We start from the raw sequence: 14,098 nt of genomic DNA on the forward strand, positions 1-14,098 counted from the left end.
TTGAACCGCCGTATACGGATCCGTACGTACGGTGGTGTGAGAGGACGGCGGATGTAAATCCGCCTCCTACTCGATCGGTTAAAACACGAGCATATAAAAAACGCCCGACCCCTCTAACTGTTGAGGTTAATTGAGCGTTATGAATCCCTCTGACAGCAGCATAGCTGCTAGCCACCTCGTTGGCGACACTCTCCAGCCACAGTGTACCTAATTGTATTTAGCTGCCCTTTTGAATCTTCATAGGTCATTGCGGCGGGCACCACTGCGCAGACTTTTGCAGGCCGCACCACACTGATCACCTTTACAACATCCACCTTCATCCCGTACTCGTATTCTTTCGCCACAGGGGCGCTTTTCCCCTGGCTAATTGCATACTGCTCCATGGCTTTAGCATTAGCCGCCATCATTTTTTCAAAGGCTTTGTCTCCTCCCCCTTCCGCCAATACGAGAGAGGATAACGTCAGAGCTCCAGCGAAAGTAACAATGTTCATGCACTTCATATCTAGTACCTCATATATTAACTGTTACAAGGATATCAATTCGAACATTGCGATGGCATAGCGCCTAGGTTACGAATGTGTAATAAAGCCGTAAAAAACCGCCACCGGAAACCGGAAGCGGTTTTTTTATACGCAGTACCACTACATTTCACCTGTCTCATCTTTAGCATCACTTGACACCACGGGCTCACTCTTTCCTTCTTTAGCTGCGTACTTCTCCATTGCCACGTCCTTGGCGGCCATCATTTTTTCGAAGGTTCTGTCCCCGCCGCCTTCGGCCAAAGCAACTGAAGAAAGGATTAAAGCACCCGCAAGAGCGCAGATTTGAGCAATTTTCATACTGACACCTCATATAGTTAACGCTAGTAGGGTATCAATTCGAACCTATCAACACGGTGGCGCCAAGATTACAGATTCGTTATGTAGCTCACATAAAAAAGCCCACTATCGAATCTCGATAGTGGGCTTTTAAAACTAAAGAATTATACGGCTTCTATTTTATCGTCTTCGGCTTCTTCCTCGTCTCGGCGGTGCGCCCATTGATAAAGCGCAGGCAATATCAGCAGGGTCAACGCAGTTGAGGATAGGATGCCCCCGATCACTACGGTAGCCAGGGGTCTCTGGACCTCTGCCCCCGTTCCGGTGGCCAGCGCCATCGGAATAAAGCCAAGAGAGGCCACCAGAGCTGTCATCAACACTGGGCGCAACCGGGTAAGAGCCCCTTCATTGATTGCGGAACTCAACGAATGTCCCTCTTCTCGAAGGTTGCGGATGAAAGCAATCATCACTAGACCGTTCAGCACCGCTACGCCCGACAATGCGATAAAACCCACACCCGCCGAGATCGACAGTGGAATGTCACGTAACCACAACGCCATGACTCCGCCCGTCAACGCGAATGGAATACCGGTGAACACCAATAGGCCATCCTTGAGGTTGTTGAACATCATGAACAAGAGTGCGAACACCATGAGCAGGGCCACCGGGACGACAATCTGTAGTCGCTTGGCAGCGGATTGGAGCTGCTCGAACTGCCCACCCCAGTTGGTCCAATAACCGGCCGGGATCTGCACCTCTTTATCAATGGCGCTGCTGGCCTCCTGTACAAATGAGCCGATATCCCGCCCACGCACGTTGGCGCTGACGATCACCAGACGCTTACCATTTTCCCGACTGACCTGGTTAGGTCCCAGCACCAGATCGAGGCTCGCCACTTCTGAAAGGGCAATAAACCCGATCTGATCGGCATTGCTGTTAAGCAGCGCCGGTACCGGGATTAGCAGTGTGGACAATCCCTCGAGATCCTTACGCATGGCGTCGGATAAACGCACTACCATATCGAATCGGCGGTCTCCCTCATACATCGTACCGGCTTGACGACCACCAACCGCCACCGCAATGGTGTCTTGTACGTCGCCAACGTTCAGTCCGTAACGCGCGGCTTTGTCGCGGTCGATGTTGATGGTCAGCACCGGCAGCCCCGATGTTTGCTCGACTTTGACCTCGGAGGCACCATTGATCTTCTGCATGGACGCAGCAATTTTTGCAGCGGTGCTGTTAAGGACCGCCATGTCATCACCGAAGACCTTCACTGCCACATCACTGCGCACACCTGAAATCAGCTCGTTAAAACGCAATTGAATAGGCTGAGAAAGCTCATAGTTGCTTCCGGGCATTCCAGCTGTAGCTTTTTGGATATCGGCTATCAACGCCTCCCTGGATTTATTCGGATCAGGCCATTGATTCTTCGGCTTGAGCATCACATAGCTGTCAGAGATGTTGGGTGGCATTGGATCGGAGGCAATTTCTGCTGTACCAGTACGAGCAAACATACGCTTGACCTCAGGTACCTTTGCCAACACAAGGTTTTCAAGACGTTGCTGCATTTCTACCGATTGCGTCAGGCTGGTACCTGGTACACGCAATGCTTGCAACGCGAAATCCCCTTCACTGAGACTCGGCACAAACTCGCTGCCCATTCGACTGGCGACCACACCGCACACTGCAATCACGCCTAGTGCTATGGCGAATGCCAATGATCGATGGCCCATGACCCATTCCAGCGCCGGGGCATACACCCGACGAGCGCCACGCATGATGATGTTCTCTTCTTCCTTCACCTTACCGGTGACGAACATCGCAATCGCCGCCGGGACAAAGGTCACCGACAACAGCATCGCGCCGAGCAAGGCGATCACCACAGTAAACGCCATGGGGTGAAACATTTTTCCTTCGACGCCGGTGAGGGCAAAAATCGGCAGGTACACGACCATGATGATCAACTGGCCGAAAATCAGCGGTCGGCGTGCTTCCTTGGCCGCCGCGAACACTTCGTGAAAGCGTTCGGAGCGGGTGAGGATGCGTCCGTGGTGTTGCTGTGCATGGGCCAGACGACGGATGGCGTTTTCGACAATGACCACCGCGCCATCAACGATGATGCCGAAGTCCAACGCTCCGAGGCTCATCAGGTTGGCGCTGACCTTGTTGGTAAACATGCCAGTGAATGTGAATAGCATCGCGAGCGGGATCACCATGGCAGTGATCAGAGCCGCGCGAATGTTGCCAAGGAACAGGAACAGAATCGCGATTACCAGGATCGCACCTTCAATCAAGTTCTTCTTAACGGTGGCAATTGCCTTGTCCACCAAATTGGTACGGTCATAGACGGTGACTGCCACCACCCCTTTTGGCAGTGAGCGGTTGATTTGCTCAAGCTTGCTGGCAACGGCTTGGGCCACGGTGCGGCTGTTCTCACCGATCAGCATGAACACTGTGCCGAGCACCACTTCACGACCGTTTTCGGTCGCGGCCCCCGTACGCAATTCACGGCCGATGTCCACGGTTGCGACGTTCTTGACGCGGATAGGCGTGCCATCGACGTTGGCCATGACGATATTGGCGATATCGTCGGTGGTCGCTACTTGGCCAGGTGCGCGAATCAGTAACTGTTCGCCACTGTGCTCGATGTAACCGGCACCGACGTTGGCGTTGTTGCGCTCCAGCGCTGTTACAAGGTCAGTCAGAGTCAGCTTGTAAGCCGCCAAGCGTTTTGGATCGGGCGCAATCTGGTACTCCTTGGCGAACCCGCCAATGGTATTAATTTCGGCGACCCCGGGAACATTGCGCAGCTGAGGCTTGATGATCCAGTCTTGGATCACCCTCAGGTCGGTCGGTGTATAGGGACTGCCGTCCTCCTTGACGGCACCTTCTTCAGCCTCGACCGTCCACAGGAAAATTTCACCCAGACCGGTTGAGATCGGCCCCATGACGGCTTCCACACCCTCGGGCAGTTGCTCCTTGGCCACCTGCAACCGTTCGTTGACCAATTGCCGGGCGAAGAACAGGTCAGTGCCTTCCTTGAAGATCACTGTGACTTGCGACAAACCCGAGCGTGACAGCGAGCGAGTTTGTTCTAAAGCCGGCAAACCAGCCATTGCAGTTTCGATGGGAAACGTGATGCGCTGCTCGGTTTCCAGTGGTGAAAAACCTGCTGCGCCCGTGTTGATTTGCACCTGGACGTTGGTGATATCGGGAACGGCGTCGATCGGCAGCTTCTGGTAGCTGGCTATACCGAGGCCGGCCATGAGGAGAACCGCAAGCAGCACGATGATGCGCTGCTCGATGGCAAATTGGATCAGGCGTTCGAACATGAGAACCTTCTCGTGGAAGTGGCGGATCAGTGGGCGTGTGTAGCCGAGGCTTTACCCAGTTCTGATTTCAGAATGAAACTGCCGGCAGCGGCGACTTGAACACCGGGCTCCAGGCCCTCCGTGATCTCGACCAAACCTGCTGAACGGCCGCCTGTCTCCACTGGCTGAGCCTTAAACCCGTCGTCCGTTCGAACGAAAACAGTTGGCTTGTCCTCGACCGTCTGGATAGCCGCTTCTGGTACTGCGACCTTTGTTTGCCGAGTATCAGTGTCAACCTGCACGGTCACGAATAGCCCGGGACGCCATGCACCTTGTGGATTGGCCAAGGTCACGCGGACCGTGGCTGTACGAGTTTGCTCGCCCAACAAACTGCCTACATAGGCCACGGTTCCAGTGACTTCGGCATTCAGTTCCGGCGCACTGACCGTGACCGACTTGCCCACCAGTACCTTGTTTAAATCCTTTGGCGAGACACCAAAGGTCACCCACACACGCGACAAGTCGGAGAGGGTGAAGGCATTAGTGGTTTCGCTGACAACCTCACCGAGGCCCAAGTGTTTCTCAACGACAACCCCGTCAAACGGCGCACGCAATTCATATCGGTTACCCCCGCTGGTGACCGAGCTGCCACTGAGTACGCTGATTTTTTGTCGAGCATTGCTGAGGGCGATTTCGGCTTCTTGCAAAGCCTGGCGGGCTTGCAGGAAATCCTGTTCGGCAGAGATTTTGTCCTGCCATAACTGTCGCTCTCGCTCGTAGGTAGTACGGGCCAACTCAAGACGACGTTGCGCCGCGGCTTGTTCACTACGCTGATCAGAAATTTGTTGGCTGGCGATCACGGCCAGCAACTGGCCTTTTTTCACCGGTTGACCAAGATTGACATGGACCGACTCGACGACACCGGGTACGCGGGGCACCACATGCGCAGTGCGGTCTTCATCAAAACGGATTTCTCCAGGAAAGGGCAATGAAAGGCTAATACTCTGCGCCTTGGCTTCGACCAACTGGATGCCGGCTGAGCTGATCTGCTCTTCGCTCAGAGTCAAGTGACCTTCTTCCGCTTCGCCTTCGACGTGTTCGCCCTCGGCCGATTTCTTGCCAGTAGTTTCATCGCCGTGATCGTCATGGCCTTTGCCCTCCTGAGCCTGAGCCTGAGCCTCGGCTGAGAGCACCGATGGGCTGCCCATCCACAACGAGCCGATGCCTATACCCACCGTCAAGGTCAGTGCAGTGACGAGAATTAGTTTTTTATCCATGGAAACTCCCTGCGCAGCCCAGTCGGCAGTCACGGATTACCGTGGTATTGCGATGCTGAGCAGCGGTAAAAAAAGCGTTATATGAAATTCACGGAGTGCGAGTGAGAAGGGCGACATCTCCGAAAATTCGCTCGATGCGCACCCAGGCGTCTGTCGCCTCGGCGATAGCCTGGATGTATTGCGTGCGGGCGCTAATCAAGGTGCGCTGAGCATCGAGTACGTCGAGGAAGTTAAACTTGCCCATTTCGAAACCTCGGGTAGCGGTGTCGACGGCACTTTGCGCGGCAGGCAGGATGGTTTGATTGAACGACGCGACTTCAGTGTTAGCCGTCACCCACTGATCCAGGGTGGTCTGGATTTCTGTGCGCAGGCGTAACTCACTGGCATTGCGAAGGTCGCGGGCCTGATCAGTTCGGCGGGCAGCTGCCAGTACATTGCCCTGGTTACGATTGAATAACGGGATGGGCATAGACAGCCCCACGACATTCACCCGCTCGCGCTCGCGCTCGTCGTATTGGCTCCCGATACTCACGGTGAGGTCGGGAATTCGCTGAGCCTTCTCCAGGCCAAGGGAGGCTTCCCGCTGATCTATTTGCAGTTTTGCCAATCGTAGTTCCGCGGTTTCACCTATGCGATTAAGCAGCAGTGACGAATCCGGTACGGTTGGTATCGACCGGCCTGGATCACCCACAGACACGAATGCAGGCAAAGGCGCGCCCATGACCTGAGCGAGTCGCTGGTAGGCACTGGCCTCATCCCGCTCAGCCCGCCTCAGCTCCAGACGCACTTCTGATAGCTGAACCTCTGCGCGAGTACCTTCAACGGGTGAGGATTTACCACTCTTGATGCGACCTTGCGCTACACGCAAACCGCGCTCGGCGAGCTCAATTGATTGACGTGATAACAGCAGCCTTTGCTGAGCCGTCGAGGAGCTGTAAAACGCCTGAATGACATCGGCACGCAGAACATTGCGTTTGCGTTCCAATTCAATCCCGGCCGCGTCTTGAGCTCGACTGGCCACTTCGATCCTAGCCCCGCGCTTACCGCCAAGCTCGATCGGCTGGTTGATCATTACCGTCGTAGTGCGCGAGTTTCGCCGAGTATCTTCAGCCTCCCAGGAAACCTCAGGGTTAGGGATCAACCCTGCCTGCTGTCGCTCTCCCTGAGCAATACCAGTCTCCCACTGCGCTGCAGCCAGATCAGGATTGTTGGCAAAAGCAGTTTCAAGCGCCTGATCCATTGTGAGCATTTGAGCGGTCGCCGCAAACAAAGGACTAGTCAAAAGCGCAAGGATCGAAATGAGACCTGCTCTTAGCATGGTCTTGTGCGTGATTGGGTGAGCAATAAGCTTTCTACACCGAAGTAATTCCATCATTCCTTAAAACCTTTAAAACTAAAACGGCGGTTGCAGGAGCTGAGTGCAACACGGTTATTGAATTGAAGCAGGAGCCTCATGTTGCAAGCCCATCAGCTGAGTGAATACCTCGATCGGACACAGCCAGTTAAATCGCTTGCGTGGTCGGATGTTCAGCAAATACGCAAACTTGTCCAACTCCTCTTGGGTGTACCTGGACAGGTCAGTTCCCTTGGGCAAAAACTGGCGGACAAGGCCGTTGGTGTTCTCGTTGGTTCCACGTTGCCATGGGCTGTGTGGGTCAGCAAAGTAAACAGCAATACCCGTCTTCTGAGTGAGTTCGGCGTGCCTGGCCATTTCCTTGCCCTGGTCATACGTCATGCTTTTACGAGCGGCCAGCGGCATGCCATTGAGCGCCGCGCTGAACCCTTCGACTGCCGATGTCGCCGTAGCGTCATTCATTTTCACCAGCATCAAATAGCCGCTGGAGCGCTCAACGAGTGTCCCGACCGCCGAGGCGTTGTTCTTCCCCTTGATCAAGTCGCCCTCCCAGTGCCCTGGCATCAAACGGTCTTCAACCTCCGGCGGGCGCAGGTGAATACTGACCATATCCGGAATCTGGCCGCGACGATCAACGCCCCCAGCGCGCGGTCTACGTGTGCTCTTGCCTTGTCGCAGACACTGCACCAGCTCCTTGCGCAACTCCCCGACGGGCATCGCATAGATCGCTTTGTAGATGGTTTCCCGGCAAACGTAGGCTTCTTCGAAATTGATTTTCATGACACGCAGCTTGCCCGCGATTTGCTCTGGGGAAAAGCGTTCTCGAAGCAAATGAAGCACCAGCTCGAAGCGTTCATTGCCCAGAACCAATTTTCTGGCAGGGCGGCAAACTTTACGGCGCTCGCGAGTGTGAGCCTGTGCAACGTGGGCAACGTATCTCCCATTGAGGGATCGATTGCGACGCAACTCGCGGCTGATCGTAGAGGGGCTTCGGCCAAGCATTCGAGCTATCTCGCGCTGACTAAGACCTTGATATTGCCCGACCTGGATCGTGGCGCGTTCTTCGACGCTGAGTTCTGTATAGGACATGGCGGCACCTTACCGGAGGGTGAGGTGTTGCACTCAGTTTTTGCGGCCGCCCAGATGAATAAAATTTTTAAATCAGGTTCTGCGAACATAAAACATTTCGAAACACTTAATAGAGGGTGAATTCCTATGCGTATCCTTGTGATAGAGGACGAGCCAAAGACTGCTGAGTACTTACATCAAGGTCTGACTGAAAGTGGCTATATTGTAGACTGCGCATCGACAGGGGCTGATGGTCTCCATCTGGCACGTCAGCAAAATTATGATCTGGTATTACTTGACGTAAATCTCCCTCAGATGCACGGATGGGACGTTCTTGAAAATATTCGGCAGACTAGTAGTACCAGGGTAATGATGCTGACTGCACGAGGACGCCTGGAAGATAAAATCAAAGGATTGGATCTGGGGGCCGATGACTATCTGGTCAAGCCATTTGAATTCCCAGAGTTGCTTGCAAGAGTACGCACGTTAATGCGCCGCAGCGAACATATTCCAGTTCCAGAGGTATTAAAAGTTGCTGATCTTGAACTCGATCAAGGCAGGCATCGCGCATTCCGCGGAAAACAACGCATAGATCTGACGACAAAAGAATTCGCGCTGCTCCATCTGTTGATGCGTCAATCTGGAGAGGTGTTATCTCGCACTCAAATCATCTCTTTAGTTTGGGACATGAATTTTGATTGCGACACCAACGTAGTCGAAGTTTCGATACGAAGATTAAGAGCTAAAATAGATGATCCATTTGAAACTAAATTAATCCATACCCTCCGCGGCGTAGGCTATGTACTGGAGGCGAGAAAATGAAGCAGGTCAGCCTGTCGATGCGGCTGGGGTTGGCAGTTAGCATTATGGGAGCAGTACTAGTAGTGTTTTTAGCGATACTGGCTTTTTTAGCGCTTACCCACGAACTTGATTCACGCGCAAAAAATAGCTTAGAAAAGAAGATGAGTCAGATTGAGCACAGTTTACTGATGGATATCAGTGCCCGTGACATGAGTTTAAAACCTCATGTGCTATTAGATCAAGTGCTGGGGCACGACAATCTTAACCTGACCATCTTTGATGATGACAATATGAGTAAACCTCTCCTGAGTTTTGGAGCAGATATACCTGAAGTATCTACGAATGAAACCGGAATAGCCGTCAGCAATAAGTTGTCGTACTATTCCCCAGCCGAGGAGACCGGAGGCCACATCCTCACAGCCTCTAAACTCATGAAATTAAAAGATGGTGAGTTCGTATCGGTCTTGCTTTCTATTGATCGCTCGAATGATGAAACGCTATTGAGCTCCTATTTGAGTTCAACCATTGTAGCGGTTCCACTGTTGTTGATTCTGATTGGTATCAGCGCTTGGGCTATTGTGCAACGTGGCTTATCCCCTCTCCGGGAATTCCGTAAAGTTGCAGCAATGGTATCGGCCCAGGATTTAAGTCATCGGCTCTCCGTTGTCAATATGCCCCAAGAGCTCAGTGAGCTTGCTCATGGCATAAACTTCATGCTGAACCGTCTTGATAGCGGAGTTCAACAACTATCGCAATTTTCTGATGACTTGGCGCACGAGTTGCGGTCACCGATTACGAACCTTATGGGGAAAGCACAGGTAACTCTTTCTCGAGAACGCCCGGCAACAGAGTACAAGGCTGTTTTAGAGTCATGCACCGAGGAACTAGGGCGAGTCACTAGAATTGTTTCAGACATGCTTTTCTTGGCCCAAGTAAGTCATCCGGCCGCACTCGTGCCGTTTGAAAGCATTTTACTAGAGGATGAAGCGCTAAAAGTCATTGACCTTTTCTCTCTATCGGCTGAGGAAAAGAGTGTTGGTATAACTGTCAGCGGTTGGGGAAAAGTTCTAGGTGACCGACTCATGATTCAGCGGGCTATTTCCAATCTTTTATCAAATGCCATTCGTCACTGCCCAGCAGGGCAGTCCATTGCTATAGCGATTGAAGCGCAATCTGAAAAAGTCTCCCTATCAATAAGTAATCCTGGGGTAGGAATTGAGCACCAGCATTTGTTCCATATTTTCGATCGTTTCTATCGTGTGGATAACAGTCGCTCACGAGCTGAAGGTGGTACTGGATTAGGGTTGGCCATTGTCCGATCCATCATGAGCCTCCATCAGGGAACGGCAGATGTCCATAGTATGCCGGGCCATCTGACAGTTTTTCGACTTGCATTTCCAAAATATAATGCACAAAGCAACTTAAAAGCCCAAAAACCAAGGGAGTGATTTTAGTAAAGCCGTAACTAAAATCACGACAAACAATAGTCTAAGAACGCGACTCCGAAAATCCATAGAGCATAGATAGCGCGGGGTACTTACAAATCGCAAAGCGAGATCAACTCCCTTTGGTACATCCTGCCAGTCTCCCCCAAAAAATGCGTGCAGCATTAAATTGACTATCTGCGCTGTAACACTTCGAAACGATTCCTCATAGATATCAGCCGAGCGGAGCTTGGCTTCTGGCTGAAATAAATGTACGGGAGTCGCGCATTAACATGCCTGCGACATATAGTCGCAAATACTTTTATCGTAAAATGTCCTCCTCCTGTTGACCCTGTAGCAGCTTCAGGCTTGATACTGACCACTTGAGCAATGCGCGGTTTTGAGATTTTTATGATCGAATAGTTCTACATCATTTCTTAGTCGGGCACTTAAATAAACTTCGAAATTTTATTATTCAATTCATATTACATAGGGCGGCACTACCATGCGAATGCTTGTAGTTGAGGATGAGCTTAAAACTGCCGAATACCTGCATCAGGGTTTGACTGAAAGCGGCTATATAGTAGACCGGGCGGCGAATGGTACGGATGGACTTCACCTTGCGCGTCAACAAACCTACGACTTGGTAATACTTGACGTCGATCTACCACAACTTGATGGCTGGGGTGTGCTCGAGCGACTGCGCCAAAGCAGTAACACCCGGGTCATGATGCTAACCGCTCGCGGGCGCCTGGCGGACAAGATCCGCGGCCTGGACCTGGGTGCCGATGACTATCTGGTCAAGCCATTCGAATTTCCGGAACTGTTGGCCCGGGTACGAACTTTAATGCGTCGCAGCGAACAAGTTTCCATCCCTGAGGTCTTGAAAGTCGCCGATCTGGAACTCGACCAGGGCCGCCATAGGGCCTTCCGGGGCGAGCAGCGCATCGACCTGACGACCAAGGAGTTTGCTTTGCTGCACCTTTTGATGCGCCAGTCGGGTGAGGTGCTTTCCCGTACCCAGATCATTTCATTGGTCTGGGACATGAACTTCGACTGCGACACCAATGTGGTCGAGGTTTCAATCCGCCGCCTGAGGGCCAAGATTGATGATCCTTTTGACAAGAAGCTAATCCATACCCTGCGCGGCGTTGGCTATGTACTGGAGGCCCGGGAATGAAGTCGGCAAGCCTGTCGATGCGGCTGGGTTTGGCGGTGAGCATTATGGGCGCATTGTTGGTGTTATTTCTGGCGGTTCTTGCGTTCCTCGCGCTAACGCATGAGTTAGATAAACTGTCAAAAGACAACTTGAGCGAGAAAATGCGGCAAATCGAGCACAGTCTTTCGCTGTATGAAAAACCTGTCGACATCAACATTAAACCGCACGTTTTGCTGGATCAGGTGATGGGGCATGACCACCTCAACCTTACAATTTATGACCTGATAAATATGAGGACGCCGCTCTTGAAGTCAGGCTTTGGCTTGACGGACCCCAGGGTGGAGTTGAAGGCGGCAGGGGCTGCCGCCGACAAGGTGTCGTACTCCCGAAGCACCGATGATCAGGGCCGGCACTTCCTGACTGCATCCAGACTGATCCGCTTGCCGAACGGTACGAATGTCGCCGTATTGCTGTCGCTTGATTGCGCCAACGATGAAGCGCTGCTCAGCACATATCTAAGCTCGACGATCATGGCCTTGCCGTTGCTGCTGCTACTTATCGGCCTCAGTGCCTGGGCAGTGGTAAAACGGGGGCTCGCGCCGCTGCGGGAGTTTCGCAAGGTGGCCGCCATGATCTCTGCTCAGGACCTCAGCCATCGACTCTCGGTGGTCAAGATGCCGCAGGAGCTCAGCGAACTGGCCCATGGCATCAACTTCATGCTGCACCGACTAGACAGCGATGTTCAGCAGTTGTCGCAGTTCTCCGATGACTTGGCCCACGAACTACGAGCACCCATTTCCAACCTGATGGGCAAAGCCCAGGTGACGTTGTCCCGGGAGAGGTCGGCCGAGGAGTACAAAGCGGTTTTGGAGTCCTCCACCCAAGAGCTTGGGCGCGTAGCCCGGATTGTCTCGGACATGCTTTTCCTAGCGCAGGTCAGTAATCCCGCTGCGCTGGTCCCGTTTGAGACCATTGCGCTGGAGGATGAAGCCTCGAAGGTCATCGATCTGTTTTCCCTGTCGGCGGAAGAGAAACATGTCAGCTTGAGCGTTACGGGCAGTGGGTCGACCATTGGTGATCGGCTGATGATTCAGCGGGCCATTTCCAACCTGATGTCCAACGCAATACGCCATTGTCCAGCAGGCCAAGCCATCTCAATCACCATCGAAGTCCATGCCACAGAAGTCTCGCTACATGTAGCCAACCCAGGCGCAGGTATTGAACCTCAACACCTACCGCACTTATTCGATCGCTTTTATCGAGTTGACACTCATCATTCGCGCGCTAAAGGAAGTACCGGGCTTGGTTTAGCCATTGTGAAATCAATCATGAGTTTGCATCAGGGAGTCGCAGAAGTTAATAGCTGCCCGGGCAAGATCACGACCTTCAAGCTGGGTTTTCCAAACATCCATGGACACACCAACTGGTGACACCAACCATAGAAAAAAAAGCCCTTATTCACGTCATCCGTTCATTCGTGCGTGTTACGACACACACCCATAATTTAGTATTCAATAGTGTGAAACTTTCCAGCTGAGTCCTCATAGGTCATTCGAAAAGGTACAATGTTGCAAAAGCGAATTGGTGGGGTCGTACTCACCACTTTACCACTTTTGCGATATCAAGCTTCATTCTATAGCAGTATTTCTGAACTTCCGGAGCGGTCCAGCCTTTTTTGCGCGGCGTAGGCGGCCATTGCTTTCTGATTTGTTTCCATGGCGTTGCCAACGTTGCGATCACCACGACTTTCAGCAAAAATTATTGAAGGCAATGACAGCGTCAGCGCACAGTATGTTTAACAGGCTCATAGCAGAGTCTTAGAAGTATCAGAATCAGCCATGAGCAGTACCGCCGCACCCCGGAGACGATTAGGAATCTAATAGAACTGAATTTTAGAGTAAATATTTGTGCATTCTGAATTTAAATTCAATGCCGATTATAGCGCACAACTTAAAAAATTAATAGAACTCAATGATCGCGCGTTTCGAGAACATATCCAACACCGCGCAAGGTATGGATCAGCTTGTTGTTGAAAGGATCATCAATCTTGGCCCGAAGCCTTCTCATTGCTACCTCAACAACATTGGTGTCGCAATCAGCATTCAGCCCCCAGACAGAGGACATGATTTGCGTGCGCGACAGCGTCGTACCAGTCTGGCGCATCAAGAGATCTAGCAAGGCGAACTCCTTATTGGTCAGTTCAATCCGCTGTCTGGCGCGAAAGACCCGGTGTCTACCCAGATCGAGTTCCAGGTCGCCGACACATAGTACGTCGGGCAATGCCGACAATTCAGTGCGACGCATCAGAGTACGTACTCGGGCCAACAGTTCTGGAAACTCAATTGGTTTGACCATGTAATCGTCGGCGCCTAGATCGAATCCTTTGATTTTGTCCTCCAGACTACCGTTAACGGTAAGTATCATGATGGGCGCAATAATGACCTTGCGAATACTTACAAGCAGACCCCAGCCGCCCCGTTGCGGTAAGTTTGCATCGAGCACTACAAGATCATACGCCTGTTGGGAGACTAAGCGTAAGCCATCGATTCCGCTGGCGACGCAATCAACGACAAATCCACTTTCGGTCAGCCCCTGGTGTAAATAATGGGCGGTTTTCAGCTCGTCTTCTATTATCAAAATACGCATTTTTTATAAAATCTCGACACTAAATATAAAATATCCTTATACTCGCATAGATAACTTCACTCGTACATTTTAGGCTTTAGTCAGTAAGAAGTTATCACGTATTTTTCGAGCCTCCTCTACGCAATCGAGGTAAAACATACAAGCTTCCACACTAAATAGATCTTAGGGAAACTCTGAAAAAGACTTCCCGATCTGGTGAAATACGCACCTCACACGAACAGAACGGTTGAGCCCCGATGA

The 14,098-nt window shown here is 52.0% G+C and carries 11 protein-coding genes and 1 pseudogene; 4 read left to right on the top strand and 8 right to left on the bottom strand.

Annotated features, from left to right (window positions below; all coding sequences use genetic code 11):
• Window positions 1-167 precede the first annotated feature (167 nt).
• From AAEZ09_RS27665 to AAEZ09_RS27690, 6 genes are all read right to left on the bottom strand, one after another.
• A complete protein-coding gene (locus AAEZ09_RS27665) occupies window positions 168-500 on the bottom strand; it encodes a DUF2790 domain-containing protein (protein ID WP_077750413.1) in 333 nt (110 codons plus the stop codon).
• A gap of 141 nt (window positions 501-641) precedes the next feature.
• Complete coding sequence (locus AAEZ09_RS27670) at window positions 642-839, bottom strand: co-regulatory protein PtrA N-terminal domain-containing protein (RefSeq protein WP_077750414.1); 198 nt, start codon at window positions 837-839, stop codon at window positions 642-644.
• A gap of 143 nt (window positions 840-982) precedes the next feature.
• Entirely contained in the window at window positions 983-4,150 is a 3,168-nt protein-coding gene (locus AAEZ09_RS27675) for a CusA/CzcA family heavy metal efflux RND transporter (RefSeq protein ID WP_077750415.1), read from the bottom strand.
• A 26-nt stretch (window positions 4,151-4,176) separates the two neighbouring features.
• Window positions 4,177-5,406, bottom strand: coding sequence for an efflux RND transporter periplasmic adaptor subunit (locus AAEZ09_RS27680; RefSeq protein ID WP_077750416.1), 1,230 nt, complete (start codon window positions 5,404-5,406; stop codon window positions 4,177-4,179).
• Window positions 5,407-5,494: 88 nt separating this feature from the next.
• Window positions 5,495-6,781: a TolC family protein gene (locus tag AAEZ09_RS27685; protein WP_138739109.1), complete on the bottom strand. Its 1,287-nt coding sequence runs from the start codon at window positions 6,779-6,781 to the stop codon at window positions 5,495-5,497.
• Window positions 6,782-6,835: 54 nt separating this feature from the next.
• Window positions 6,836-7,849, bottom strand: coding sequence for an IS30 family transposase (locus tag AAEZ09_RS27690; protein ID WP_033900015.1), 1,014 nt, complete (start codon window positions 7,847-7,849; stop codon window positions 6,836-6,838).
• Between the two features lie 126 nt (window positions 7,850-7,975).
• Here AAEZ09_RS27690 and AAEZ09_RS27695 point away from each other — a divergent pair, with 126 nt between their 5' ends.
• The 4 genes from AAEZ09_RS27695 to AAEZ09_RS27710 all read left to right on the top strand — a co-directional run bounded on the left by AAEZ09_RS27695 (window position 7,976) and on the right by AAEZ09_RS27710 (window position 12,642).
• Window positions 7,976-8,650, top strand: a complete 675-nt coding sequence (locus AAEZ09_RS27695; RefSeq protein WP_077750417.1) for a heavy metal response regulator transcription factor — start codon at window positions 7,976-7,978, stop codon at window positions 8,648-8,650.
• Window positions 8,647-10,077, top strand: coding sequence for a heavy metal sensor histidine kinase (locus AAEZ09_RS27700; protein WP_077750418.1), 1,431 nt, complete (start codon window positions 8,647-8,649; stop codon window positions 10,075-10,077). The genes AAEZ09_RS27695 and AAEZ09_RS27700 overlap by 4 nt, the downstream gene beginning before the upstream one ends.
• Before the next feature lie 481 nt (window positions 10,078-10,558).
• Window positions 10,559-11,233 (top strand): heavy metal response regulator transcription factor, encoded by a 675-nt coding sequence (locus tag AAEZ09_RS27705; RefSeq protein ID WP_077750419.1) that lies wholly within the window; start codon window positions 10,559-10,561, stop codon window positions 11,231-11,233.
• Entirely contained in the window at window positions 11,230-12,642 is a 1,413-nt protein-coding gene (locus AAEZ09_RS27710) for a heavy metal sensor histidine kinase (RefSeq protein ID WP_077750420.1), read from the top strand. The genes AAEZ09_RS27705 and AAEZ09_RS27710 overlap by 4 nt, the downstream gene beginning before the upstream one ends.
• A 74-nt stretch (window positions 12,643-12,716) precedes the next feature.
• On the opposite strand, the pseudogene AAEZ09_RS27715 reads toward AAEZ09_RS27710, so the two are convergent.
• Window positions 12,717-12,995: pseudogene (locus AAEZ09_RS27715) on the bottom strand (DUF2790 domain-containing protein).
• A 185-nt stretch (window positions 12,996-13,180) separates the two neighbouring features.
• Window positions 13,181-13,858 (bottom strand): heavy metal response regulator transcription factor, encoded by a 678-nt coding sequence (locus tag AAEZ09_RS27720; protein WP_077750421.1) that lies wholly within the window; start codon window positions 13,856-13,858, stop codon window positions 13,181-13,183.
• Window positions 13,859-14,098: the final 240 nt, after the last annotated feature.

This window comes from Pseudomonas sp. 65/3-MNA-CIBAN-0223 (assembly GCF_040310425.1).
Classification (GTDB): Bacteria; Pseudomonadota; Gammaproteobacteria; order Pseudomonadales; family Pseudomonadaceae; genus Aquipseudomonas; species Aquipseudomonas gregormendelii.